This window comes from Herbiconiux liangxiaofengii (genome assembly GCF_041927335.1).
GTDB lineage: Bacteria > Actinomycetota > Actinomycetes > Actinomycetales > Microbacteriaceae > Herbiconiux > Herbiconiux liangxiaofengii.
Window position 1 is genome coordinate 252488 of sequence record NZ_JBHFHD010000008.1, and the last position, 24134, is coordinate 276621.

General features: G+C 72.1%; 21 protein-coding genes and 1 pseudogene. 9 read left to right on the plus strand and 13 right to left on the minus strand.

Annotated features, from left to right (window positions below):
* Positions 1 to 9: 9 nt before the first annotated feature.
* A complete protein-coding gene (locus ACEXOR_RS07565) occupies positions 10 to 714 on the plus strand; it encodes an alpha/beta fold hydrolase (RefSeq protein WP_374848865.1) in 705 nt (234 codons plus the stop codon).
* 13 nt (positions 715 to 727) lie between these two features.
* Here ACEXOR_RS07565 and ACEXOR_RS07570 read toward each other — a convergent pair whose 3' ends face one another.
* The 12 genes from ACEXOR_RS07570 to ACEXOR_RS07625 all read right to left on the minus strand — a co-directional run bounded on the left by ACEXOR_RS07570 (position 728) and on the right by ACEXOR_RS07625 (position 16280).
* Positions 728 to 1579, minus strand: coding sequence for an alpha/beta fold hydrolase (locus ACEXOR_RS07570; RefSeq protein ID WP_374848866.1), 852 nt, complete (start codon positions 1577 to 1579; stop codon positions 728 to 730).
* 106 nt (positions 1580 to 1685) lie between these two features.
* Entirely contained in the window at positions 1686 to 2729 is a 1044-nt protein-coding gene (locus tag ACEXOR_RS07575) for an NAD(P)-dependent alcohol dehydrogenase (RefSeq protein ID WP_374848867.1), read from the minus strand.
* A gap of 91 nt (positions 2730 to 2820) precedes the next feature.
* Entirely contained in the window at positions 2821 to 3882 is a 1062-nt protein-coding gene (locus tag ACEXOR_RS07580; RefSeq protein WP_374848868.1) for an isopenicillin N synthase family dioxygenase, read from the minus strand.
* 114 nt (positions 3883 to 3996) lie between these two features.
* Positions 3997 to 4242, minus strand: a complete 246-nt coding sequence (locus tag ACEXOR_RS07585; RefSeq protein WP_374848870.1) for a response regulator — start codon at positions 4240 to 4242, stop codon at positions 3997 to 3999.
* A 167-nt stretch (positions 4243 to 4409) separates the two neighbouring features.
* The gene (gene purM / locus ACEXOR_RS07590) at positions 4410 to 5519 is read right to left on the minus strand and encodes a phosphoribosylformylglycinamidine cyclo-ligase (RefSeq protein WP_374848872.1); all 1110 of its coding nucleotides are present in this window, start codon (positions 5517 to 5519) and stop codon (positions 4410 to 4412) included.
* Positions 5520 to 5559: 40 nt separating this feature from the next.
* Positions 5560 to 7998 carry a cell wall-binding repeat-containing protein gene (locus ACEXOR_RS07595; RefSeq protein ID WP_374848873.1) on the minus strand — a complete coding sequence of 813 codons (2439 nt, stop codon included), beginning with the start codon at positions 7996 to 7998 and terminating at the stop codon, positions 5560 to 5562.
* 169 nt (positions 7999 to 8167) lie between these two features.
* Entirely contained in the window at positions 8168 to 10453 is a 2286-nt protein-coding gene (locus tag ACEXOR_RS07600) for a permuted SH3 domain-containing protein (RefSeq protein WP_374848874.1), read from the minus strand.
* Entirely contained in the window at positions 10453 to 11442 is a 990-nt protein-coding gene (locus ACEXOR_RS07605; RefSeq protein WP_374848875.1) for a hypothetical protein, read from the minus strand. Before ACEXOR_RS07605 ends, ACEXOR_RS07600 begins: the two co-directional genes overlap by 1 nt.
* 43 nt (positions 11443 to 11485) lie before the next feature.
* Complete coding sequence (locus ACEXOR_RS07610; protein WP_374848876.1) at positions 11486 to 12718, minus strand: ABC transporter permease; 1233 nt, start codon at positions 12716 to 12718, stop codon at positions 11486 to 11488.
* The gene (locus tag ACEXOR_RS07615; protein WP_374848877.1) at positions 12715 to 13440 is read right to left on the minus strand and encodes an ABC transporter ATP-binding protein; all 726 of its coding nucleotides are present in this window, start codon (positions 13438 to 13440) and stop codon (positions 12715 to 12717) included. Before ACEXOR_RS07615 ends, ACEXOR_RS07610 begins: the two co-directional genes overlap by 4 nt.
* Positions 13440 to 14738, minus strand: coding sequence for an efflux RND transporter periplasmic adaptor subunit (locus ACEXOR_RS07620; protein WP_374848878.1), 1299 nt, complete (start codon positions 14736 to 14738; stop codon positions 13440 to 13442). Before ACEXOR_RS07620 ends, ACEXOR_RS07615 begins: the two co-directional genes overlap by 1 nt.
* A 75-nt stretch (positions 14739 to 14813) precedes the next feature.
* Positions 14814 to 16280 carry a serine hydrolase gene (locus ACEXOR_RS07625; protein ID WP_374848879.1) on the minus strand — a complete coding sequence of 489 codons (1467 nt, stop codon included), beginning with the start codon at positions 16278 to 16280 and terminating at the stop codon, positions 14814 to 14816.
* Between the two features lie 116 nt (positions 16281 to 16396).
* On the opposite strand from ACEXOR_RS07625, the gene purF reads away from it, so the two are divergent.
* The 8 genes and pseudogenes from purF to ACEXOR_RS07665 all read left to right on the plus strand — a co-directional run bounded on the left by purF (position 16397) and on the right by ACEXOR_RS07665 (position 23586).
* Positions 16397 to 17854, plus strand: coding sequence for an amidophosphoribosyltransferase (gene purF, locus ACEXOR_RS07630; RefSeq protein WP_374848880.1), 1458 nt, complete (start codon positions 16397 to 16399; stop codon positions 17852 to 17854).
* Between the two features lie 161 nt (positions 17855 to 18015).
* Entirely contained in the window at positions 18016 to 18756 is a 741-nt protein-coding gene (locus ACEXOR_RS07635; protein WP_374848881.1) for an HAD family hydrolase, read from the plus strand.
* A 41-nt stretch (positions 18757 to 18797) separates the two neighbouring features.
* A pseudogene (locus ACEXOR_RS07640) lies at positions 18798 to 19769 on the plus strand (phosphate/phosphite/phosphonate ABC transporter substrate-binding protein).
* 3 nt (positions 19770 to 19772) lie between these two features.
* The gene (phnC, locus tag ACEXOR_RS07645; RefSeq protein WP_374848882.1) at positions 19773 to 20594 is read left to right on the plus strand and encodes a phosphonate ABC transporter ATP-binding protein; all 822 of its coding nucleotides are present in this window, start codon (positions 19773 to 19775) and stop codon (positions 20592 to 20594) included.
* Positions 20591 to 21385 (plus strand): phosphonate ABC transporter, permease protein PhnE, encoded by a 795-nt coding sequence (phnE, locus tag ACEXOR_RS07650; protein WP_374848883.1) that lies wholly within the window; start codon positions 20591 to 20593, stop codon positions 21383 to 21385. The genes phnC and phnE (ACEXOR_RS07650) overlap by 4 nt, the downstream gene beginning before the upstream one ends.
* Positions 21382 to 22188 carry a phosphonate ABC transporter, permease protein PhnE gene (gene phnE / locus ACEXOR_RS07655; RefSeq protein ID WP_374848884.1) on the plus strand — a complete coding sequence of 269 codons (807 nt, stop codon included), beginning with the start codon at positions 21382 to 21384 and terminating at the stop codon, positions 22186 to 22188. Before phnE (ACEXOR_RS07650) ends, phnE (ACEXOR_RS07655) begins: the two co-directional genes overlap by 4 nt.
* Positions 22175 to 23059, plus strand: coding sequence for a MurR/RpiR family transcriptional regulator (locus ACEXOR_RS07660; protein WP_374848886.1), 885 nt, complete (start codon positions 22175 to 22177; stop codon positions 23057 to 23059). Before phnE (ACEXOR_RS07655) ends, ACEXOR_RS07660 begins: the two co-directional genes overlap by 14 nt.
* A gap of 29 nt (positions 23060 to 23088) precedes the next feature.
* A complete protein-coding gene (locus tag ACEXOR_RS07665; protein WP_374848887.1) occupies positions 23089 to 23586 on the plus strand; it encodes an NUDIX hydrolase in 498 nt (165 codons plus the stop codon).
* A 29-nt stretch (positions 23587 to 23615) separates the two neighbouring features.
* Here the strand turns inward: ACEXOR_RS07665 and ACEXOR_RS07670 are convergent, their stop codons facing one another.
* A complete protein-coding gene (locus ACEXOR_RS07670; protein WP_374848888.1) occupies positions 23616 to 24134 on the minus strand; it encodes a mycothiol transferase in 519 nt (172 codons plus the stop codon).

Sequence of the window (24134 nt, forward strand, 5' to 3'; positions counted from 1 at the left end):
CGTCTGAGCATGGACGTGATATTGATAGCAGGGTTCTGGCTCGGTGGCGACTCGTGGAACGATGTGGCCCCGGCGCTCCGCTCGGCCGGGCTCACGGTGCACACGCCGACCCTCGACGGTCTCGCCTCGGTCGACGACGACCGCAGCGGGGTCACCCTCGACGGGCAGATCGGGGAGGTGCTGCAGCTGGTCGACTCCATCGACCCCTCGCGTGAGATCGTGCTGGTGGGGCATTCGGGCGGCGGGTCGATCATCCATGCCGTGGTGGATCGGCGACCGGGTCGCGTTCGCCGGGCCGTGTACGTCGACAGCTGGCCGACGGCCGACGGCATCGCCGTGAACGAGGAGCTCGAGGCAGTGGGCGACGAGGTTCCGCTGCCCGACTGGGGCGAGTTCGGCGAGGCCGACCTGCGCGGGCTCACCGACGACCTGCGGGCGTGGTTCCGGCGCATCGCGGTGCCCGAGCCGCTGCGGGTCGCCCGCGATCCGCAGCGCCTGCACGACGAGCGGCGCTTCGAGGTGCCCATCACGCTCGTGGCCACCACGTTCACGCGGGAGGAGCTCGACGGGTACCTCGCATCGAATCACCCCTACTTCGCCGAGCTGCCCCGGATGCGATCGGTCACCTTGGTGGAGCTGCCGACGGGCCACTGGCCCCAGTTCACCCGGCCGGCCGAGCTGGCGACGGCTCTCGTGGAGGCTGCGCGCGCGTAGGCCGCGCCATCCCTCACCGGCCGGCAGAGCCGAGCGGCGCCGCGATCGCCGCGGCGACCACGCGGGCCATGGGCTTGCGGATCATGTGGTCGCTGTTGGCGACGACGTGCGTCGTGACGCCGCGCATCCGTTCGACGATGGCCAGGTTGCCGGGCACCAGGAACTCGTCGAGCCGGCCGTAGATCAGCTCGATCGGCCGGTCGACCCGGGCGAGGTCGCTGATGACGGTCTGCGACTCGATGCAGTGCTCGAGGGTCTTCACGAACGGGGTCCAGTTCTGCTCGGTGACCTCCATCACGTGCTCCACCGGCAGCAGCTTCGACACCACGCGGGCACGGGCGATGGTGAACTCCTTGTTCTGGCGGAAGAACTGGTACGCCTGCAGGTACCCGGCCATGCGCAGCCGCACCCGGGGGTCGCCGATCTCGGCCGGGTTGAGGTAGACGGGCGGGCTCACCAGCACCAGCTTCAGCACCGAATCCTCGTGGGTCGCGGCGTACCGGGCGGCGATCAGGCACCCCAGCGAGTGGCCTACCAGCACGAACGGCTGGCCGAGCCGGAGCGAACGGATGGTGCGCACCACCGCGGCCACGTGCTCCTCGAGGGTGTACTCGGCGTTCTCGGGCTGGGGGCTGCCGCCGAAACCGAGCAGCTCGATGGCGATCACCCGATGCCCGGGCTGCACCAGGGGCACGACGAAATGGAAGGTCGCCGCGCTCGAGGCGATGCCGTGCAGCATCACCACGACGGGCCCCGGATGCTCGGACTCCGGCTCGCCCGAGTCGATCGCCACGTGAAGCAACGGCGCCTTCGGTTCGCGCACGCCCTCGACGAGGTCGTCGATGAGATCGTGGATCCTGCTCATCTCACCACCCTGCCCGCTCGCCGCCGGGGAAGCCAGAGCGGATGCCGCGGGACGGGGTGGCGAGCGGGGTGCCGGCGCAGGGTGATCGGCGCCGGCACCGGGCCGCTCAGGCGAAGGTGGCGGCGTCGATCACGAAGCGGTACCGCACGTCGGAGGCCAGCACCCGCTCGTAGGCGTCGTTGATGCCGTCGGCTGAGATGAGCTCGGTCTCGGGAGCGATGCCGTGCTCGGCGCAGAAGTCGAGCATCTCCTGCGTCTCGCCGATGCTGCCGATGCCCGAACCCGCGAACGAGCGGCGGTTACCGAACAGCGTGAACACGTGCAGCGGCAGCGGCTGGGCGGGAGCGCCCACGTTCACCATGGTGCCGTCGAGGGCGAGCAGGGAGAGGTAGGCGTCGAGGTCGATAACCGCGCTGACCGTGTTGATGATGAGGTCGAAGGAGTTCTTCAGCTCGGTGAAGGTGGCCTCGTCCTTCGTGGCGTAGTAGTGGTCGGCGCCGAGGGCGAGGCCGTCGTCCTTCTTGCTCAGCGTCTGCGAGAGCACGGTCACCTCGGCGCCCATGGCGTGGGCGATCTTCACGGCCATGTGACCGAGACCGCCGAGGCCCACCACGGCAACGCGCTTGCCGGGCCCGGCGTTCCAGTGCGACAGCGGCGAGTAGGTGGTGATGCCGGCGCACAGCAGCGGGGCTGCCTTGTCGTAGGGGATCGACTCGGGCACGCGGAGCACGAAGTCCTCCACCACCACCACGTGGGTGGAGTAGCCGCCCTGGGTGATGGTGCCGTCGAGGTCGACGCTGCCGTAGGTGCCCACGTTGCCCTTCAGGCAGTACTGCTGTTGGCCCTTGAGGCAGTTCTCGCACTCGCGGCACGAGTTCACCATGCAGCCCACGCCCACGCGGTCGCCCACCTGGTGCAGCGACACCTCGGAGCCGACCTCGGCGACCGTGCCCACGATCTCGTGGCCGACGGTGAGCGGGTACTGCTGGGGGCCCCAGTCACCGCGCACGGTGTGGATGTCGGAGTGGCAGATGCCGGAGTAGGCGATCTCGATCAGGACGTCTTTCGGGCCGAGCTCGCGACGCTCGATGGTGGTGGCGACGAGGGGCTCGGTGGCAGAGGGGGCGGCGTAGGCCTTGACGGTGGTCATGGTTCTCCTGTTCGGGTGGGCGCGGCGGCGGGTCGCAGCGCGCCGACGACCAGCCTGGCACTCCGCGGCTCCAAACGCTCTGAGTGGCCGCTCATCCCGTGGGTGCCGCTGCGGAGGCGGCGGCTCGCACGCGGGCGGCCTCGCGCTCGGCGTTCGCGTTGCGCACCCCTGCGCGGGAGCCCGCGAGCTTCGCCGCGATGTGCTCGCCGACGGTCACCGGTTCGTAGAGGTTCGGATGCGCCTCCGACACGCACGAGGGCAGCGTGGTGATCAGCGCGTCGACGTCGCCGTCGTGGAAGTAGGCCGCCGACCGGCGACGCTCGATGGTGCCGTCGACGATGGGTGGCTTGACGCGGTGGAGCGTCGACATCCACTGCTCGTTCGTCCACCGGGCCGTGATGTCGCCGAGGTTGATCAGCAGGGCGTCGTCGGCGGGGCTCACGTCGTTCCACGAGCCGTCGGAGCCGAGCACCTGCAGACCCTTCACCTGGTCGGCCCAGAGCACCGTGACGATGCCGTAGTCGGTGTGCTCGCCCATGCCCGTGAGTTCGCCGTCGAGGTCGACGGTGCCGGGCGGCAGGGCGTAGTTGTTCATCCGCAGCACGTCGAGCGAGTGGCCGGCGAAGGCGTCGAAGAAGCCCTCGGGCAGACCGAGCGCGTCGGCGAAGATCGTGGTCATCGTGGTGGCGACGCGCTTGGCCTCGGCGAAGTAAGCGGTGACGCGCGGTTCGAAGCCGGGCGCGGCATCCGTCGGCCAGGTGTTCTCGGCGTAGTGCTCCGCGTCGAGGTCGACACCCGGGTAGTCGCTCTGCGCGGCGCCCACGTTGAAGGCCTCGAAGAAGTCGTTCATGCGGCTGGCCGACTCCACGCCGAGGCTGAGGCTCAGCGACTCCGACTTCGGCGGCGCGTACCCGCGGTTGATGCCGGGCGGGGTGCGGTAGCGCTTCTTCACCTCGAGGTCGAGGCCGAAGAACTCGTCCATCGCGGCGGCGAGGCCGGCCTGGAGCTCAGGGGCGATGCCGTGCCCGAGGATCTGGATGAAGCCCACCCGGCGGCAGGCCTCGTCGACCGCGCGGGCGACCTCGGCCTTCTCGGCGGCGGTGCCCCCAGTGACGTAGGGCGCGATGTCGACGACGGGAACCTGGAACGTCATGGCGCGAGGCTACCGGCCCGCCGTTTCGGCCGTGTTAACGCAGCTCGCGCACGCCAGGCCGCCTCCGAGCCGCAGAGAGCGGCGGATGCGGCCTCGCGTGCGCGAGAGCTCGGGTCAGAGCCCGGAGTCGGGGCGCACCTCGTCGTAGTCGCCCTGGTTGAGGATCTCGGAGACCTCGTTGAAGCGGTACTGCGCCGTCGCGGGGCCCTCGGGGTCGGCGGAGGCATCCGGAATCAGGGCGTAGACGAGCTGGCCGTCGCTGTAGGGGAGCACGAGCTCCTCGGGGGCGCCGTCGTCGAGGGGGATGGTCTGGCCGTCGAGCGGGCCGCCGGTCAGGTGCGCGAGTGCAGGTGTGGTCATGAACCCAGGCTACCCGGATGCCCCGGGATGACGCTCGCCCCGGCTGCCGTCGAGGGTCTGCCGGCTGCCTCCGCCGCCACAACCCCTCGCCGAGTTGCGCCGAACTGCCCTCTCGGGGGCCGCGAAGGGGCGATTTGGCGCAACTCGGCGAGAGGGCGAGCGTTGGGTCAGGGGGCGTAGGTGGAGACCAGGCGCACCGCGCCGCCGTCGACACCCTTGGCACCCTGCTCGAAGCCGTCGGCGGGCTCGAACGAGCGGGCCGCCGTCGAGACGGTGCCCACCTGCCAGGTGCGGATGCCCTCGGCCTCGATCGCCGCGGTCACCCGCGCGGCCTCCGACGCTCCGACCACCGCGAAGAACCCGATGCCCAGGTTCCACGTGCCCTCGGCCGACTCGAGCGTGCTGCCCGCGAGTGACGACAGCACCCGGAACACCGGCGCCGGCGACCACGTCGAGCGGTCGACCTCCACCCACGAACCGCGCGGCAGCACCCGGGCGAGGTTGGCCGCGATGCCGCCCCCGGTGACGTGCGAGAGCGAGTGGATGGCGCCGGCCAGCGCGGGCTGGGCGAGCACGCGCACGAGCGGCCCCGAGTACAACCGGGTGGGCTCGAGCAGCACCTCGCCGACCACGCCACCGAGCTCGGCCGAGGTGTCGGTGTACGACAGGCCCGATTTCGCCAGGATGTGCCGCACGAGCGAGTACCCGTTGGAGTGCAGACCGCTCGACTCGAGCGCGAGCACCACGTCGCCGTCGCGCACCCGCTCGGCGCCCAGCACGGCGTCGGCCTCGACGGCTCCCACCGCGGCACCGGCCACGTCGTAGTCGTCGTCGCCCATGAGCCCGGGGTGCTCGGCCGTCTCGCCGCCCACGAGGGCGGTTCCGGTCTCGGAGCAGGCGCGCGCGATGCCCGCCACGATGGTGGCGATGCGCTCGGGCACCACCTTGCCGCAGGCGATGTAGTCGGTCATGAACAGGGGCTTGGCGCCCACCACCACGATGTCGTCGACCACCATGCCCACAAGGTCTTGGCCGATGGTGTCGTGCTTGTCGAGCGCCTGGGCGATGGCGATCTTGGTGCCCACCCCGTCGGTCGAGGTGGCCAGCAGCGGATGGGCGAACTCCTTCAGCGCCGACGCGTCGAACAGCCCCGCGAAGCCGCCCACCCCGCCCAGCACCTCGCGGCCGTGCGTGCGCTGCACCGCCGCCTTCATCAGCTCGACGGCGCGGTCGCCCGCCTCGGTGTCGACTCCGGCCTCGGCGTAGCTGTTGCTCATGCGTCCATTCTGACAGGCGGCCACGGCCGGGCCGAGCGCCTCACTTCGCGCAGGGTGCGAGCCGGGCGACGGCCGGGGTGAGCGACGCCTCGCCGCCGAGCAGCACCACGCGCGTGGCGCCGAGGCTCACGATGTCGGCGATCACGCCCCGCGGCACGCAGTCGGTGGGGGCGATGTAGAGCGGCGCGTCCTTCGCGCCCGCGAGCACGCCGCCGGCCAGCGCGTCGGGGAAGTTGTACCCCGTGGCCAGATACACCGTCGAGCTCGAGGTGTAGGCCGAGCGGTTCAGGGCGATCGCCGCGTCGAAGCGGTCGGCGCCGGAGACGCGGTCGACCGAGGCCGGGATCGTTCCGAGCGACGCCGCGACGCCCTCTGAGACGGAGTTCGGGCCGCCCACGATCGTGATCGAGCTCGTGTCGAGATCCCGGAACGCGGCGAGCGTGGCCTCGTCGGCCGACGCCGTGGGGCCGTTCACGAGCACGACGGGCTCGCTCGTGGAACCCGACGCCGCGCCGGCGACGAGCGCATCCGGGAAGTTGGTGCCGGTGGCCACGTAGGCGTGCGGGGCGGTGCCGAACACCGAGCTCGCGAGGTCGCGGCTCACGGCGAAGCGGTCGGCGCCCGAGACGCGCGACACGTCGACCCCGGTGACGAGCGTCTTCAGCGACTCCTCGACGGCGGTGGAGACCGAGTTCGGCCCGCCCACCACCACGATGCGCTGGGGTGCCAGGCGCTGGAGCTCGGTGGCCACCGCCGACGGGACGGAGTCGCGGGTGACCAGCAGCAGCGGGCCGCCCTGCGTGACCGCGGCGGGGCCGGCGCTGAGCGCATCCGGGTAGTTGGCGCCGGTGGCCACATAGACCACGGGCAGCGGACCGGGCAGCGGGTCGGGATGCGCGGCGCGCGAGACGTTGACCGCCACCTGGAAGCGGTCGGCGCCGGCGATGCGGTCGACCGAGGGATGCCCCGCGACGGTGAACGAGCCGGTGACGGCCGACGACGTCGAGGTCGCCGCCCCCTGGCCGAAGCGGGCGCGCAGGCTGTAGCTGTGCGCTCCGTCGGCGAGGTCGGTGGGCAGGATGGCCCAGCTGCCGTCCTGCGCGACGGGGGCGGTGTAGGTGCGGGTGCCGTCGACCGTGAGCACCACGGTGTGGCGCGAGCTGCCGAACGGGAGCGTGCCGCTCATCGGCGAGCCCCACTGCAGCGTGGCGCCCGAGGTGGGAGACGTGACGGCCGGGGTGGAGACCTCGGCGATCATGTCCCAGTTCTTCTCGAACGAGAGCACAGAGCCGTATGGGCCGTCGGGACCGGTGCCGCCGATCATCGGGTAGACGGCGCTGAACTTGCCGGTGTCGCTGCACGAGTTGTAGGTGCCGGCCGAGAGCAGCCCCATCGCGTTGGCGCCGGAGACCACGGCGCCGCCGCTGTCGCCGCCGAGGGCGCACATGCCGTCGATGATGTCGGCGTTGACCTTCTGGTTCCCATCGACGGTGAGGTCGATGTCGACGGCCTCGACCGTGCCGCAGGTCCAGCCGGTGGTGCGCCCCGACTTGCAGACGCTCTGGCCCACGATGGCGTCGCCGTAGTCACGCACCGTCACGGGCGTGCCGGAGGTGACCGGGCCGTTGTTGGCGCCGCCCCACACGCCCACTGCCGCGCGCGGGGTCCACGCGGAGTCGGTGGCGATGAGGCCGTTGTCGAACCCGCTGCCGAGGGCGAAACTGCCGGCCACGGGCTGGCCGAGCGTGACGCCGACCGAGAACGCCGAGCCCGGCTTGCTCTGCACCTGCTCGGTGAACCGGCTGTCGTTCTGGGTGCCCTCGACCTTGCAATGGCCGGCGGTGAGCACCTGCTTCTGGCCCGAGGATCGGTCGAGGCCGTTGAAGGCGGTGGAGCAGAGGTAGCGGTACTGGGAGTCCTGCGAGAAGTAGCCCTGGCCGCCGATGAGGTCGCGCTTGAACTCGAAGTCCTGGCCGGTGAGGTCAAGCGGCGCGGGGTCGCCGATCTCGGCCACCGCGTTGGCGGCCTCGACGGTGGCCACGGCGGAGGCGTCCGGCACGTTCACGACGAGGGTGGTGCCGTCCAGGCGCGAGCCGAGAACGTCGACACCGGAGGCCGCGAGCGAGTCCACCACGGCCACCGCGTCGGCCGCGGCGTCGGCGTTGGCGAGGTAGCCCTCCGGGGTCTGCCCGAGGTCGTCGGCGATCACCTGGGCGAGCTCCGGGGGAACCTCGGCGGCGCGGGAGGAGTAGGCGTCGAGGGAGTAGTCGCCCATCACGAGAGGGGCGGTGCCGCCCCCGGGGGTGGGGGCGTCGGTCTCGGATGCGCCCGGCGTGGGGGCCGGTGCGTCGACAGCGGCGGCCGCGTCGGCTCCGAGCAGCGAGCCACCCAGCAGGGCGGCGATCGCCAGCACGGCGAGCCCGCTCCTGCGGGTGCCGGTGCGGGCGGAGCGGGTCGGACGCGTGGGGCGGTGCGACATGGGAGCCTCTCGGTCGACGGCCGCGGGCAGCCGTGCATCGTGTGACCTCGAGACGAGTCCCCCGGCCCGGATCGGCCCAATCCTAGGGCAGACCCGAGCCGGAGTGGGGCCCGGAACCGTCTCCCGCCCGGGCGCGACGGGCAGCCGGCATCCGGTCAGGAGACCCGCACTACTCGCCGGGGCGCGTGCCGGCGCCCCCGCCCGTGAACCCTCCGCTCGGCAGGCCGCCGCCCGGAGTGCCGGTGGTCGATCCGGCGCCGCCGAGCCCGGTCAGTCCGGTGCTCGTGCTGTCGTCGGTGGTGCTGCCGATCACGTCGGCGTCGAGATCGGCCAGCACCACCTCGGCGCCCTCGTCGAGGCCTGAGGTGATCTCGGTGAGCTCGGAGCCCAGCGCACCGATCTCGACCGGGGTGGCCACCGACTCGCCATCCGTCAGCACGTCGACGGTGTAGGCGGTGCCGTCGCGGTGCACCGCGGATGTCGGCACGGTGAGCACCTGGTCGCCGCTCGCCACGGCCACCGCCACCTGGGCGGAGGCGCCGTCGAGCAGCCGCTCCTCGGTGGGGTCGATGGCGACGGTGACGTCGTAGGAGGGGGTGGTCGAGTCGGTCGCGGTGTCGAGCACGCCGACCGAGGAGACGACCCCTGTGAGCGAGGTCGAGCCGCCGGCGGTGGTGACGGTGGCCGTCTGGCCCACGGCGAGCTTGGCCACCGAGGTGAGGCCGACCGTGGACGAGACGAGGTAGCCGTCGTCACCGATCACCGAGATGACGGCGGTGGTGGAGGCGGCCGAGACGCTGTCGCCGACGGCGATCGAGACGGCGGCGACGGTTCCCGCGATGGGGCTGGTGAGGGTGGCCGAGGTGCGCTGCTGCTGCGCGACGGCGAGTTCGGCCTCGGCGAGGTCGATCTCGGCCTGGTCGGCGACGATCGTGGCGGCGGTGATGGTGGCGGATGCGCCGGCCGCGCCCGTGGTCGTGCCGCTGCCGGCGGTGCCGCTGGTGGTGCCGGTGTCGGGGGTGGCGCCGACGGTGCCCGAGGTGGCCGACGCGGTGACGACGGACGGGACGGCGGTCGCGGTGACGGCGGATACGAGCCGAACCGCCGTGCCGGTGGTGCCGGTGGTGCCGGTCGACGAGGCGGTGGCGGAACCGGCGGCCGGTGCCGCGGAGGTGGGGGTGATGGCGGAGGCCGCATCCGCGGTGGCGGTGGGCGTGGGCGTCGGGTCGGGGGTCGGCGTGGCGGTGGGCGTCGGCGTGCCCGCGGTGGTGCCGGGGGTCGCGCCGGAGACGGCGGTGGCCACGGCGGACTGCAGGGCGGTGACCGCCTCGTCGAGCTGGGTCATCAGGTCGAGCACGGCCGACTGGGCGGTGTCCGCCGTGGACTGCTCGGTCTGCACCTCGGTGATGGCGCTCTGGCAGGCGGCCAGGTCGGCCTTGATGTCGTCGAGCTGGTCGTTCGTGGAGCCGTCGGCCGCGGCGGACGTGGCCCCGGTGGACGGGTCGGTCGTCGTGCCCGAGGCGGCGCCGGTCGCCGAACCGGAGTCGGTCGTGGTGCTGCCGTCGGAGGTGGTGCTGCCGTCGGCCGCGGTGGGGTCGGAGGTGGTGGCGGAGTCGGGGTCGGCGAGGGTCGCCTCGAGGAAGGGGCGGCAGGCCTCGTCGGAGGTGGTGATCGTCTCCTGGGTCGCTGCCAGGGCCAGCTGGGCCGCCGAGTGCTGCGCGAGCAGCGCCTGCTGCGCCGCCGTGACCGCGTCGACCGCCGCCTGGATGGCCGCTGTGTCGACGGTGCCGCCCGTGCCGGTGCCGGTGCCGGCCTCGCCCGACCCTCCGCCGGACCCGGTGCCGGTCCCAGAGCCGGCACCCGTTCCCGAGCCGGTGCCCGTGGGCGCACCGGTGCCCTGGCTGCCGGTCGCGGCATCCGGGGTCGAGGTGCCCATGGAAGACGAGCCCGTGGAGGACGAGCCAGAGGACGACGAGGCGGTGGAGGTGGACGACTGGGCGTCGAGGTCGGTCTGCAGCTGCTCCTCGGCGGCGGTGACCGCGTCCTGGGCCGCGGTGACCGCGTCGTCGAGGTCGGAGGGGTCGAGCGTGCCGAGCATCTGGCCGGCCGTGACGGTGTCGCCCACCGCCACCGTCACGGTGGCCACCGTGCCGGCCGTCTGGAACGCCGCATCGCGCCGGGTGGCCGAGGCCACCGTGCCGCTCAGGGCGAGAGTCTCGTCGACCGTGCCGAGCGAGGCGATCGCCGTGCGGTACGCGGTGCCGGAGCCCTGGTTCAGCGCGAAGGCGGCACCGGTGCCCACCGCGCAGAGCACGGCGGTCACCACTCCGGCGGCGAGAACGCGACGGTTGCGCCGCCTGCGCCGGGCCACGGCCTTCGGGCTGCGGGCGGGAGCGAAGTCGCGGGCCAGGTCGTCGCCGGCCAGGTCGTCGCCGGCCAGGTCGTCGCGGGCCATCAGCTGGCGCTCGTGGTCGCGGCGGAGGACGTGGTGCCGCCGGTGGTGGCCGTGCCGGAGCCGGAGGAGCTGGAGGTGGTGGCCGAGCCCGAGTTCGAGCCGCCGCCGGCGCCGCCCCCGGCACCCGGGCCGCCCATGCCACCGAAGCCCGAGCGGGTCGAGCAGCCGTCGTCACCGGCCGTCGAGACGGCGAGCGCCGTGGCGGCCATCGTGCCGCTGTCGTCGGAGTCGCCCATCGCCGTCACGCACGCGCCCACGGTGAGCGCCGAGGCATCGGCGGTCTCGGTCTTCGTGACGACGGTGGACCCGTCGAGGGTGATCTCTGACGACTCCGTGCTGCCGTCGGCCGAGGTCGCGTCGACGGTGATGGTGTCACCCGACACGGCCGTCACCAGCCCGCTGGTGAAGCCGCCGAACGAGCCCATGCCGCCCTCCGGCGCACCCGTCGGAGCGACTCCGTCGGGCAGCGAGCCCGAGGCGTCGTCCGGCATACCGGTCGGCGGCGTCATGCCCTCGGGCAGCGAGCCCCCGGCTCCGCCACCGCCGCCGAAGCCGAAGCCCGCGTCGCAGGCCCCGTCGACCGCCGCCGTGACGGTGACCGTGCCGGCGGCGGCGGTCGCGGCATCCGTCGTCGACGTGTCGCCCGGCGAACCGATCACCGCCGTCACGCACGACCCCACCGTGATGTCGGCCGTCGTCGCCGTGACGGTTCGGGTGATGGTGGTGCTGTCGCCGTAGGTGACGGCGGTCTGCGACGAGTCGTCCTGCACCTGCAGCGTCGAGCCCGAGATGGCCGCGATCTCTCCGGAGACCCCGCCACCGCCCTGGCTGCCCTGCTGACCGCCGGCATCCGGAGCCGCGGTGGCCGGCGCCGAACCGGAGGCGGCCTCGCTGCCCGCGGAGGCGCACGCCGACAGCGTGAACACGCTAGCCGCGGCGAGCACGACCCCGATTCGCACGGACAGGTTTCGACGGGTGGAGTTCTTCATGACAGATCCTTCGGGTAGCGGGGAGGGGAAAGAGGGAGGAGGTTCATTCGCTGCGCAGCGCGTCGATCGGCGCCAGGCGCGCCGCCCGGGTGGCGGGATACACCCCGAACACGAGGCCGATGGCCACGGCGATGCCGATGGAGAGCCCCACGGCCGCCGGCGACACCACGATCGACGAGCCGATCACGCCCGGCAGCGCGAGCGCTGCACCGATGCCGAGCACCGCACCGAGCAGGCCGCCGGCGAGCCCGAGGATGGCGGCCTCGACGAGGAACTGCCGCCGGATGGCCCACGGCGGCGCTCCGAGCGCCTTGCGCAGCCCGATCTCGCGGGTGCGCTCGGTCACCGACACCAGCATGATGTTCATCACCCCGATGCCGCCGACGAGCAGCGACAGCGCCGCGATGCCCGTGAGCAGCACGGTGAGCGTCTGGTAGATGGAGGTCGCGGTGTCGACCAGCGCGTTCTGCGAGCTGATGGTGAAGTCGGCCGAGTCGGCGTCGGCGATGCCGTGCAGGTTGAGCAGCACCGCCTCGGTCTCCTGGTACGCGGCCGAGAGCTGGTCGTCGGATGCCGCCTTCACGTACACGGTCGACACCGAGGCGGCGTCGGTTCCGCCGATCAGCTGGGTGGCCGCGGTCGACAGCGGCACCACCGCCAGGTCGTCGAGGTTCGACGAGGAGTCGGAGCCGGCCGAGGCCAGCACCCCCACGATCTCGAGGCTGCGCCCGTCGACCGTGACCGTCTGCCCCACCACGTTCGTGGTGCCGAAGAGCTCGGTGGCGGTCTCGGAACCCAGCACCGTGACGGCGGCCGAGGAGGCCACGTCGTCGTCGGTGATGAACGTTCCGGCCGCGAGCTCGCGCGATCGCACGTCGATCCAGGATGCGGTGGTGCCGGTGACCGTCGTCGTCCAGTTGGTGTCGTTGGCCTCGAGCGAGAGCGAGGTGCTCTTCTCGGGGGCGACCCCCGCGACATCCGGGGCGTTGATGCTCGACGCGAGCGCCTCCGCATCCGCCGCCGTGAGAGTCGACCCGGTGCCGAAGCCGCCGCGCACCCCCGAGCTGTCGGTGCTCGAACCCGGCGCCACGATCAGCAGGTTGCTGCCGAGCGACGAGATCTGGGCGCTGACGTCTTTCTGGGTGCCGAGGCCGAGGCCCACGGTGAGGATCACGGCGGCGATGCCGATCAGGATGCCGAGCACCGTCAGCAACGACCGCAGCGAGTGCGAGCGCACGGCCGCCCAGCTCGTGGTGAGCGTCTCGGGCCAGTTCATGCCGCACCCGCCGCCGCGCTCAGGCCCGTGGCCGCGGGCACGGCTGCCGGAGCGTCGCCGAGCTGCCCGTCGCGCACCCAGACGATGCGCTTGGCGCGCTCAGCCACCTCGAGCTCGTGCGTGATCAGCACGATGGTGCGGCCGAGCTCGTTGAGCTCGTCGAACAGGCCCAGCACGTCGCGGGTCGACACGGAGTCGAGGTTTCCCGTGGGCTCGTCGGCCAGGATCATCGTGGGTTCGCCCACGAGCGCCCTGGCCACCGCGACGCGCTGCTGCTGGCCGCCCGAGAGCTCCCCCGGCCGGTTGCCGAGACGCGACCCCAGCCCCACGCGCTCCAGCGCCCGTTCCGCGCGCTCGCGGCGCTCGGCCGCCGGCACCCGGGCGTAGAGCAGCGGTAACTCGACGTTGCGCCACGCCTCGAGCGAGGGCAGCAGGTTGAACTGCTGGAAGACGAACCCGATCTCGCGGTTGCGGATCTCGGCCAGCTCCACCTCGTCGAGGTCGTCGACGTCGTGGCCGGCCAGCCGGTAGCTGCCCTCCGTGAGGGTGTCGAGGCAGCCGAGGATGTTCATCAGCGTCGACTTGCCCGAGCCCGAGGGGCCCATGATGGCCACGTACTCGCCCTGGTCGATGTCGAGGTCGACGCCGCGCAGGGCCTCGAACTCGATCGCCCCCGAGCGGTACACCTTGCGGGCCCCGGTGAGCTGGATGACGGGCTCCATCAGTTGCCTCCCGTCGTGCCGCCGGGGAAGCCCCCGGTGCCGCCGGTGCCGGTGCCGGCACCCCCGCCGAACTGGCTCGGGTCGAACTGGCTCGGGTCGAAGCCCTCCGGCAGCTGGCCGCCGCCCGGCAGCTGTCCCGTCTGCCCGGTGCCTCCCGTGCCGGCGTTCCCGCTGCCGCCCTGGAACAGCTGCACCTTCACCAGGTCGCCCTCGGCGAGTCCGGCGGTGATCTCCACGACGGTGCCAGAGGTCTCGCCCACGGTGACCGTGGTGGGGGTCTCGGTGCCGTCGTCGGAGACCACCGTCACCGTCGAGGTGCCGTCCGCATCCGTCGTCACCGCCGCACTGGGCACGGTGAGCACATCGGTGCGGCGCTCGTACACGATGGAGGCGGTCACCGAGACGCCGTCGTGCAGGCCCTCGGGGCTGCCGGTCACGGCCACCGTCACCGGGTAGGCGGCGGCGCCCGACGTGGTCGAGGGCAGCAGCCCCACCTCGCTCACGGTGCCGAAGAAGGCGGTGCCGTCGTCGGTCGACAGCTCCACCTGGTCGCCCACGGCCACGTTCGCCACATCGGTCTCGCCCACGGTCACCGCCACCTGCCAGGCGTCGGTGCCCACGATGGTGAAGGCCGCGGTCGAGGCGGTGGTGGTTCCGGATGTCGCGCCCGACGTGGCGCCCCCGGTCGACGTCGAGCCACCCGACGTGCCGCCCGACGCCGCTCCCGTGACCGTGTCGCCCACGGCGAGGTTCACCGAGGTCACGAGGCCGGCCACCGGAGCCACGAGCGTGGCCTTGGCCACGTCGGCGGCGGCCACGTCGGCGTCCTCCTGGGCCACGGCGACCGCGGCCTCGTCGGCCGCGATCTGCGTGGCGGAGGCATCGGTGCCGTCGTCGTCGGCCTCGGCCGAGGCGAGGGTGGCCTCGGCCTTGGCCAGAACGGCCTGCGCCTCGAGCGCCGCGGCCTGCACGGTGAGGGTGTCGACCGTGGCGAGCACGTCGCCCGCCGCGACCGTGCTGCCCGCCGTCACGTTCACGGCGGTGACGGTGCCGGCCACCTCGAAGTCGACGTCCTCGTTCACCGTGGGCGACAGGGTGCCCGAGGCCGAGACGGTCTTCTCCAGGGTCTCCAGCGAGGCCGCGACGTTCTGCGCGACGGGAGCGGTCTCCGCCGCCTGCGACCCCTGGGCGGAGACCACCGCCCAGGCGGTGCCCCCGCCCGCGACCAGCAGGAGGGCCGCACCCGCCACGATCCAGGTGCGCACGCGCATCCGTTTGACTTTCTCGACGATCTTCACGCCTCGACGCTAAGAAAGCCGATTATGCGCAGGTTCGCAGGCGCTTATCAGCCGGCTATGAATGAAGCCGTCGTCCTACTCCTTCTCGAGCAGCGCCACCGCGTCGCCGACCTGGCCGAAGAAGGTGGCGGTGTCGGCGAGCGCCGCCGGGTCGTCGCTGGAGCCCTGGATCGACACCACGAACGCGCGGCCGTCGGCCCGCTCGAGGTACCAGGAACCCGCCAGGACGCCCATCGAGCTGCCGCCCTTGAACGCTACGTAGCTCCACTCGTCGCCGAAGGTGTCGCCGAGGCCGTTGTTCATGGCGAGGATCTCGCGCACCGGGGCACCGGTGGGAGTGGCCGCCTTCTGCTGCAGCCCCAGGTGGGCGGCCACGAGGTCGTCGCCGGTGGTGAACCAGTCGAGGCCGTCCTGCCACACGGGCGTCGTCACGTCGGCGACCGGCACGGTCACGAGACCGGTGGGAAGCGTGTCGACCACGGCGCGGCGCTCGCTCTCGGACCCGGCGGCCTCCCAGGCGGCACGCGGAGCGGCGTCGCCCCAGCCCAGCTGGAACAGGGCGCGCGTGGTGAGCAGGGGCGTGTTCTCGGCCGGGTCGTGGTGGCCCAGGTCGGCGAACGACTGCTCGACGGCGGCCGGGCCGACCGCGGCGATGAGCAGGTCGGTGGCGGTGTTGTCGCTGATGGCGATCATCTTCTCGGCGGCCTCGCGCACGGTGACGGTGGTGCCCGACGGCCGGTCCTGCAGCTCGCCCGAGGGCAGGCTCTTCACGTCGTCGGTGATGGTGAGCGGCGTCTCCCAGCTCAGGCCGCCCGCGGCGACCGCGTCGGCCACCGCGCCGAGCACGTAGAGCTTGAACATGGAGCCGGAGGGCTTGGACTCGTCGGCGCCGATGTCCAGGAGGGGCGTGGCATCGGCACCGGCGTCGGTCACCTCGGTCACCTGCATCGAGGTGTCGGCGGCGAAGCCCTCCACAGCGGAGGAGAGCTCCTGCCACGACGTCGCGGGGGTGCGGTCGGCGGCGGCGGGGCTGAAGAGCAGGCCCGAGACGATTCCGGCGGCATCCACCGCGATCTGCAGGTCGAGCGCACCGCTCGACCCGAGGCCGGGCACGGCGGCCGCCGCCTCGGCCGACGCCGGGGTGATGGTGATGGTCGCCTGGTCGCCCCCGTCGTCGACGGCGGTGGGCGTCCACGGCGCGGCGGCCCGCAGCTGGGCGAAGATCGCGGTCAACTGAGCGGCCGGCGCCGCCTCGAGCAGCTCGGGTGTCATGCGCTCGCCGAGTTCCTGCTCGAGAGTCGACGACTCCTCGTTCATGGCGGCGATCACCCAGGCCGCCTGCTCACCGAGCGGCGAGTCAGGAAGGGCGACCGGGGTGGCCACGACGCTCGCCGTCGGGGTGGCCGGGGTTGCGGCGGGGGCGCAGCCGGCGAGCGTGCCTCCCGTGAGCGTCAGCACGGCGGCGATGGCCACGGCGGCCGTGCGCGGCGAGCGGTGGGGACGGGCGGCGGATGTCGGGGGTTCGCGTCGAGTGGGGTGCATGGATCGAGCCTCGCCGAGCGGCCGGCCGCGCACATCCGGCTCTCGTCTGATAGCCCTCCCCCGCGCGGTGGAGACGCACCGGCAGAGGGGCTCTCGGGCACGGTAGAATCGTTGCAATGTGCGGCATCGTGGGCATCGTTTCGGCTGAGCCCGTCAACCAACTCGTCTACGACTCCCTCCTCCTGCTGCAGCACCGCGGGCAGGACTCCACCGGCATCGCCACCGCCGAGGGCAGCGTCTTCCACATCGTGAAGGCCAAGGGCCAGGTGCGGGAGGCGTTCCGCACCCGTGACATGCGCTCGCTGCTCGGCACGATGGGCCTCGGCCACGTGCGCTACGCCACGCAGGGTCAGGCCTCGCAGGAGCAGGAGGCGCAGCCGTTCTACGTGAACGCGCCCTACGGCATCATCCTCGTGCACAACGGCAACCTCACGAACACGCGTGAACTCACCAACGAGCTCTACAGCATCGACCGGCGCCACCTGAACACGAGCAGCGACACCGAGGTGCTGCTGAACGTGTTCGCGAACGAGCTGCAGTCGCAGATCACCGGTCTCTCGCTCGACCCCGACCAGATCTTCACCGCCGTGGAGCGCGTGCACGAGCGCGTCGAGGGCTCCTACGCCACCATCGCGATGATCGCCGGCCACGGGCTGCTCGCCTTCCGCGACCCCTTCGGCATCCGCCCGCTCACCATCGGCAGCCGCCTGCTGCAGAGCGGGCAGATGGAGTACGTGGTGGCCTCGGAGTCGCTCGTGATGGAGAGCCTGGGCTACACCATCCTGCGCGACGTCGAGCCCGGCGAGGCCGTGTTCATCACGCTCGACGGCGAGCTCATCTCGAAGCAGTGCGCCCCGAACGCCCGGCTCATCCCGTGCTCGTTCGAGTACGTCTACCTCGCCCGGCCCGACTCGGTGCTCTCGGGCATCTCGGTGTACGAGGCGCGGCTGCGGCTCGGCGACGCCCTCGCCGACACGGTGGCCCGGTACACGCCCATGGGCGACATCGACGTCGTGATGCCCATTCCCGACTCCTCGCGCCCCGCCGCGATGCAGGTGGCGCAGAAGCTCGGCGTCGAGTACCGCGAGGGGTTCTACAAGAACCGCTACGTGGGCCGCACGTTCATCATGCCCGGGCAGGCCGCCCGCAAGAAGTCGGTGCGGCAGAAGCTCAACGCCATGTCGAGCGAGTTCAAGGGCAAGAACATCCTCATCGTCGACGACTCCATCGTGCGCGGCACCACCTCGAAGGAGATCGTCGACATGGCCCGGCAGGCCGGCGCCAACAAGGTCACCTTCGCCTCGGCCGCGCCCCCCGTGCGCTTCCCGCACGTCTACGGCATCAACATGCCGTCGCGGCACGAACTCGTGGCACACGACCGCAAGATCCCCGAGATCGCCCAGGCCATCGGCGCCGACCACCTCATCTACCAGGAGGTGGCCGACATGCAGCGTGCCATCACCCAGGGCTCCTCGGTCACCGAGCTCGAGATGAGCTGCTTCACGGGCGAGTACGTCACCGGCACCGTGACACCCGAGTACCTCGCCTGGGTCGAGGCCAACCAGCTCAGCTGAGCCCCGGCACCGATCCCTCGTCGGCCCGGTCGCATCCTCGGATGCGGTCGGGCCGACGTCGTTTACACGATGTTCACGTTTAGAAGGTCATTTCGTCGATAGTCGCTGTCTAGCATGGACGCAGCGTCCACACGATCCTCGGGCGCGGAGACGAGACCCCTGTGAACACCCCCGGCCGAACGATCGTGTTCGACTTCGACGGCACCATCTCCCTCGGAGACGGGCCGGTGCTGCGCTACGCCCATCACGTGGCCGAGACGCTGCCACTTGAGGCCCGCGCCCGCTTCGACGCCGAGGTCTCGGCCGGCCTGCCCGGGGTCGGCCGCTCCGCCGACGCACTCGACGGCTATGCGCTCGTGCAGACCCTGGCCGCCCGGCACGACGTTCCGGCCGCCGAGCTGTCGGCGGCCTTCCTGGCGAGCCGCGCCGAGCTCGGCGGGGCCGTCGCCCCCGTCACGGCACCGCAAGGTCTCGCCGGCTTCCTCGACGACCTCGACGGCCGGGCCCTCCGCGTGCTCGCCACCAACTCGCCCGACATCCGCATCGTCGAGGCGCTCGAGGCGCTCGGCCTCGCGGGCCGCTTCGACCTCGTGGTCACCGACGCCGGCAAGCCGGGCGGGATGCACGCGGTGCTCGACCGCGTCGACCCCGGCCCCGAGGCGGGCAGGCCAGGCGAGCGTCTGCTCAGCATCGGCGACCTCTGGGTGAACGACCTCGCCCCCGCCCACGACCGCGGCTTCAGCACGGCCTTCGTCGGAGCCGAACCGCCCGCCGGCGCCCGGCCGACCTTCTCGGCCCCCGATGTCTCCGGGCTCTACGACGCCATCCGCGCGTGGCTCGGCGACTCACGCTCTGCCGCCTCGACCGGGGCCTCCCGCACCGTCTCCGCCCCCTCCTCCTGACTCCCCGCCCTCACCCCCTCCTCACGGAAAGCAGAACGCCCATGAAGAAGACCGCCCTCTCGGCCCTGGCTCTCGGAGCCGTCGCCGCCCTCGCCCTCGCCGGCTGCTCGTCGAGCTCCGACGCCTCAGGCACCGCCGCTCCGGCCGCCGACCCCACCTCGCTCACGCTGGCCCTCGTTCCCTCGCAGGACCAGGACGGCCTCGTCGAGACCGCGGCTCCGCTCACCGACATGCTCACCGAGAAGCTCGGCATCCCGGTGACCGGTGTGGTGTCGAAGGACTACCAGGCCGCCGTCGAGGCCATGGGCGCCGACCAGGCGCAGATCGGCTTCCTGCCGTCGCTGCAACTCTGGCAGGCGAACGACATGTACGGCGCGAAGGTGGTGCTCCAGACCGAGCGCAACGGCAACATCACCTACCCGGCCCAGTTCATGACCAACAACCCCGACAAGTACTGCGACGACACCCCGGTCGAGCGTGACGGCATGCTGTTCTGCAACGGGGCCGACGCCCTGAAGGGCCCGCAGGGTCTGGACTAGATCACCAAGGTCAAGGGCGCCAAGGTGGCCCTGCTCGGCCCCGGATCGCCCGCCGGCTACATCTACCCGATGCTCGCGCTGAAGGAGGCCGGAATCGACACCGACAACGACATCCAGCAGATCCCGGTGACCGCCAACGACGCCTCGGTGCTCGCGGTGTACAACGGCGACGCCGAGGTGGGCTTCAGCTTCTGGGACGCCCGCACCATCGTGGCCAAGGACGTTCCGGATGTCGGCCAGAAGGTCGTCGTGTTCGCCATGACCGACGAGATCCCCAACGACGGCGTGGCCGTGTCGAGCTCGCTCTCGCCCGAGCTGCAGGACAAGATCACCCAGGCGCTGCTCGACTACTCCAACACCCCCGAGGGTTCCGCCGCCCTCACCGCGATCTACTCCATCACCAAGCTCGCGCCCGCCGATCCCTCCTCGCTCGACGTGGTGGCCCGCGCCGCCCAGAGCCTCGGCCTGAACTAGCGGATGGCTGAGAACCACTCCCTCGCGGAGGCCGGTGCACTCGCGCCGGCCTCCGGGCCGTGGGCCGTGAGCCTGCGTGACGTGACCGTACGCTACCCCAACGGGGTGGTGGCCTTGAAGAACGTGTCGTTGCACATCGACGCCGGCGAGATGGTGTCGATCGTCGGCCTGTCGGGTTCGGGCAAGTCGAGCCTCATCCGCACGATCAACGGGCTCGTGCCCGCCACGTCGGGCGAGATCGAGGTGGGTGGCGTGCGCGTCGACGGGCTCTCCGGGCGCCGGCTCCGTACCCTGCGCGGCGACATCGGCATGATCTTCCAGGGCTTCAACCTGGCCCGCCGCACCAGCGTGCTCAACAACGTGCTGGTCGGCCGCCTCGCCCACACCCCCGTCTGGCGCACCTTCCTGGGCCTGCACACCGCGGAGGACCGCGAGATCGCGTACCAGGCTCTCGAGAGCGTCGGCATCCTGGCCAAGGTGTGGGATCGCGCGTCGACCCTCTCCGGCGGCCAGCAGCAGCGGGTCGCCATCGCGCGCGCCCTGGCCCAGCAGCCCAAGCTCGTGCTGGCCGACGAGCCCGTGGCGAGCCTGGACCCGCCCACCGCGCACGGCGTGATGAACGACCTGCGCCGCATCAACCGCGAGCTGGGCATCACGGTGCTCACCAACCTGCACCTGCTCGACCTCGCCCGCAGCTACGGCGACCGGATGATCGGGCTCCGCGCGGGCGAGGTCGTGTACGACGGCCCGGCCGCCACCGCGAGCGACGACGTGTTCGAGGCCATCTACGGGCGCGCCATCCGGCCCGAGGACACGCTCGGATGAGCATCCGCGAACTCCCGCCGCGACCCGCGGGGCGCTGGAAGCCGTGGCTGGCGCTGGTCGTGGTGCTGGTGATCACCGCGATCACGATGAGCCCGCAGTGGGGGGTGGCGTTCGGCTTCGACGCCATCATCCGCAACTGGCAGAACGGCGCCGACAAGCTCGTCGAGCTGGTGCAGCCCGACTGGTCGTTCTTCCCGCGCACCGTGCAGCCGATGCTCGAGACGCTCGCCATGGCCGTCATCGCCACGGCCGTCGGCGCCGCCGTCTCGCTGCCGCTCAGCCTCTGGGCCGCCCGGTTGACCAACCCGAACCGGCTCACCCGCGGCATCCTGCGCACACTGCTGAACATCGTGCGCGCCGTGCCGGAGCTGCTCTACGCCTCGGTGCTGGTGGCCATGGTGGGCGTGGGTGCGCTTCCCGGCATCATCGCGCTCGTGCTGTTCAACGTGGGCATCATCGTGAAGCTGGTGTCGGAGGCCATCGAGTCGAACGACGCCGGCCCGCTCGAGGCCGGCCGCGCCGCCGGGGGAACCCAGACCCAGGTGAACCGGGCCGTCGCCCTGCCCGACGTGCTGCCCGCCTTCGTCAACCAGACCCTCTACGTGCTCGAGCTCAACGTGCGCGCCTCGACGGTACTGGGCCTCGTGGGAGCCGGTGGCATCGGGCTGCTGATCGACGCCGTGCGCACCTTCTACCGCTACGACCAGCTCTCGCTGATCGTGCTCGAGATCCTCGTGATCGTGATCGTGATCGACCTCGTCTCGAACGAGATCAGGAAGAGGATCGTATGAGCCTCGCCGTTCCCGTCCGGCCCCGCCGCCCCTGGCGGGTCGTGGCCGTCACCGTCGTCACCGTGCTGGTGGTGGCCGCCTTCTGGTCGGCCGACATCGCCTGGGACCGCCTCTCCGACCTGCCGGGCGACATCCTGCGCTACCTCTGGCTGATGTTCTCGAACCCCGACTGGTCGAAGCTGCCGCAGGCGCTGCAGCAGACCTGGGTGTCGGTGCAGATGGCCTGGGTGGGCACCGTGATCGGCATCGTGGTGTCGGTGCCGCTCGGCTTCATCGCCTCCCGCGGCTTCGCCCCGGTCGCCGTGCGGTGGCCACTGCGCATCCTGTTCTCGGCCATCCGCGCCGTGCCCGAGATCATCACCGCCATCATCATCCTGTCGGTTACCGGGCTCACCCCGCTCACGGGGGCGCTCGCCCTCGCGGTGTCGAGCATCGGAACCCTGGGCAAGTGGGGCTACGAGTCGATCGAAGGGGTCGACGGAGGGCCGCTCGAAGCCGTGCGGGCCGCGGGTGGCGGCACACTGTCGCTCATCCGGTGGGGTGTCTGGCCGCAGGCGAGCCCCGAGTTCCTCTCGTTCTGGCTCTACCGGTTCGAGATCAACGTGCGGGCCTCGGCCGTGCTCGGTCTGATCGGGGTGGGCGGCATCGGCGACATGCTCACCTCCTACACTCAGTACCGGGAGTGGTCGGTGGTGGGAACGCTCCTGATCGTGGTGATCGTCGTCACGATGTCGATCGACGCGGTGTCGGGGGCGATCCGCCGCCGGATCACCGAGGGGGTGCGGGTTCGTGCAGTGGAGTGACGAGGTGGGCCCCACCACGCGCATCGCCACCGTCGTCAACTCCCTGCAACCCAGCGAGCGACGCGTGGTCGAGCTCATCCTGGGCGACCCGGAGGGCGTGGTGGAGATCACCGCGCAGGAGCTCGCCGACCGGGCGGGAGTCGCGCGGTCGACCGTCATCCGCTCGTGCCAGACGCTCGGCTACCGCGGGTATCCGCAGCTGCGGGTGGCCCTCACGCGGGAGCTCGCCCAGAGCTCGGTGCGCACGGGAGCGTTCTCGGGGAGCTCGGCGGCCGGCAACGACCACGGCCCGGGCGCGCTCGGCCGGCTGCGCTCCGACCTCGACGCCCTTGCCGCCGCCCTGCCGAGGGTGGCGAGCGTGCTCACCGAGGCGGAGGTGGAGGATGCGGTGGGCCGCGTCGTCGACGCCGGGCGCCTGGTGGTGGTGGCCAGCGGGCTGTCGTCGCCGCTCGCGCTCGACCTGTCGCTGCGGCTCACGGCCATCGGGCGGCCCGCGGAGTACATCGCCGACCCGATCGGTCAGCAGATCGCGGTGAGCCGACTGCGGCCCGACGACCTGGTGCTGGTCATCAGCGGCAGCGGGGCGAACGAGCTCAGCCTCAAGGCGGCACGGGCGGCGCGCACCGCCGGGGCCGGGATCGTGGCGATCACGTCGTTCGCCACCTCGCCCATCGGCGCCCTGGCCGACGTGGCGCTCGTGGTGGCGCCGGCGAACGCGGGCTTCCGGCACGAGGTGGAGCACACCTCCCGCATCCCGCACGTGATCGTGCTGGAGTCGCTCGTGGAGATCGTGGCCGACCGGCTCGGGCCCACCGCCACGGCCACCCGCGCCGAGGTGCTGACAATTCTGAGCGACAACCTCAGCGACTGACGTTCACGCGCCTTCACTAGGCTCGACGCATGCCGACTCCCGACTTCGTCCTGTCACTGCGCGAGAAGATCGGGCACGACCAGCTCTGGCTGAGCGGCGTCACCGCCGTGGTCGTGCGGCCGGGCGCGGGTGCTCCGGATGCGCCAGGGCCCGACGAGGTGCTGCTGGTGCGGCGCAGCGACTCCGGTGCGTGGACTCCCGTGACCGGCATCATCGACCCGGGTGAGGAGCCCGCCGTCGCCGGCGCCCGCGAGGTGCTCGAGGAGGCCGACGTGGTGGCCGAGCCGGTCAGCCTGATGTGGGTGCACACCATCCCCGAGGTCGTGTACCCGAACGGCGATCGGTCGCTCTACCTCGACCTGTGCTTCCTGTTCCGGTACGTCTCCGGCACGCCGTTCCCGGCCGACGGCGAGAACACCGAGGCGGCCTGGTTCGCGCTCGACGCCCTGCCTCCGCTCTCCGACGAGATGGCGGCGCGCATCCGGGCGGCGCTGGCGGGCGGGCCCGGCGCCCGCTTCGAGTACTAACGGCGGGTCAGCGGCGGCTCAGCGGCGGCTCAGCGGCGTTCGAGGATGCCGCGGGCGTAGGCCGCCTGGCCGGCGTGCTGCAGGTCGTCGGAGAGAACGCTCACCAGCCGCACGGCGAGGGTCACCGGCGGGGTCCAGTTCTCGTCGACCACCCGGTCGAGGTCGGCGTCGGAGAGCCCCGCCAGGTAGGCCGCGGTCGCCGCGTGCACGGCGTCGTGATAGCCGAGCAGGTTCTCGACGGTGACGCCGGGCCCGGCCACGCGCGCGACGTCGGCGGAATCCTGCGCGTACCCCGTCGCATCCGGAGCGAAGGGCAGCGCGAAGCGGGCGGCCCAGCCGCCGGCCGTCCACACCTGCTCGGTGCCGGCCACGTCGGCCACGTGGTCGTCCTGCACGCGGGTGAGGTGCCAGACGAGCCAGGCGATCGTGTTCGCCTCGGGGCCGGGTCGGGCCGTGAGCAGCTCCGGGTCGAGGTTCTTCAGGGCGCCGTGCACGGTGCCCCGGATGCGGTCGAAGCCGTCGGAGAGGATGTCGCTGCTGGTGGTCAT

Coding starts and splice junctions, on each gene's coding strand:
- ACEXOR_RS07670 (WP_374848888.1), bottom strand. CDS start 24,134: ATGACCACCAGCAGCGACATCCTCTCCGACGGCTTCGACCGCATCCGG.
- ACEXOR_RS07625 (WP_374848879.1), bottom strand. CDS start 16,280: ATGCACCCCACTCGACGCGAACCCCCGACATCCGCCGCCCGTCCCCAC.
- ACEXOR_RS07585 (WP_374848870.1), bottom strand. CDS start 4,242: ATGACCACACCTGCACTCGCGCACCTGACCGGCGGCCCGCTCGACGGC.
- purF (WP_374848880.1), top strand. CDS start 16,397: ATGTGCGGCATCGTGGGCATCGTTTCGGCTGAGCCCGTCAACCAACTC.
- phnE (WP_374848883.1), top strand. CDS start 20,591: ATGAGCATCCGCGAACTCCCGCCGCGACCCGCGGGGCGCTGGAAGCCG.
- ACEXOR_RS07565 (WP_374848865.1), top strand. CDS start 10: ATGGACGTGATATTGATAGCAGGGTTCTGGCTCGGTGGCGACTCGTGG.
- ACEXOR_RS07600 (WP_374848874.1), bottom strand. CDS start 10,453: ATGGCCCGCGACGACCTGGCCGGCGACGACCTGGCCGGCGACGACCTG.
- ACEXOR_RS07665 (WP_374848887.1), top strand. CDS start 23,089: ATGCCGACTCCCGACTTCGTCCTGTCACTGCGCGAGAAGATCGGGCAC.
- ACEXOR_RS07605 (WP_374848875.1), bottom strand. CDS start 11,442: ATGAAGAACTCCACCCGTCGAAACCTGTCCGTGCGAATCGGGGTCGTG.
- ACEXOR_RS07575 (WP_374848867.1), bottom strand. CDS start 2,729: ATGACCACCGTCAAGGCCTACGCCGCCCCCTCTGCCACCGAGCCCCTC.
- purM (WP_374848872.1), bottom strand. CDS start 5,519: ATGAGCAACAGCTACGCCGAGGCCGGAGTCGACACCGAGGCGGGCGAC.
- phnC (WP_374848882.1), top strand. CDS start 19,773: ATGGCTGAGAACCACTCCCTCGCGGAGGCCGGTGCACTCGCGCCGGCC.
- ACEXOR_RS07610 (WP_374848876.1), bottom strand. CDS start 12,718: ATGAACTGGCCCGAGACGCTCACCACGAGCTGGGCGGCCGTGCGCTCG.
- phnE (WP_374848884.1), top strand. CDS start 21,382: ATGAGCCTCGCCGTTCCCGTCCGGCCCCGCCGCCCCTGGCGGGTCGTG.
- ACEXOR_RS07580 (WP_374848868.1), bottom strand. CDS start 3,882: ATGACGTTCCAGGTTCCCGTCGTCGACATCGCGCCCTACGTCACTGGG.
- ACEXOR_RS07615 (WP_374848877.1), bottom strand. CDS start 13,440: ATGGAGCCCGTCATCCAGCTCACCGGGGCCCGCAAGGTGTACCGCTCG.
- ACEXOR_RS07595 (WP_374848873.1), bottom strand. CDS start 7,998: ATGTCGCACCGCCCCACGCGTCCGACCCGCTCCGCCCGCACCGGCACC.
- ACEXOR_RS07570 (WP_374848866.1), bottom strand. CDS start 1,579: ATGAGCAGGATCCACGATCTCATCGACGACCTCGTCGAGGGCGTGCGC.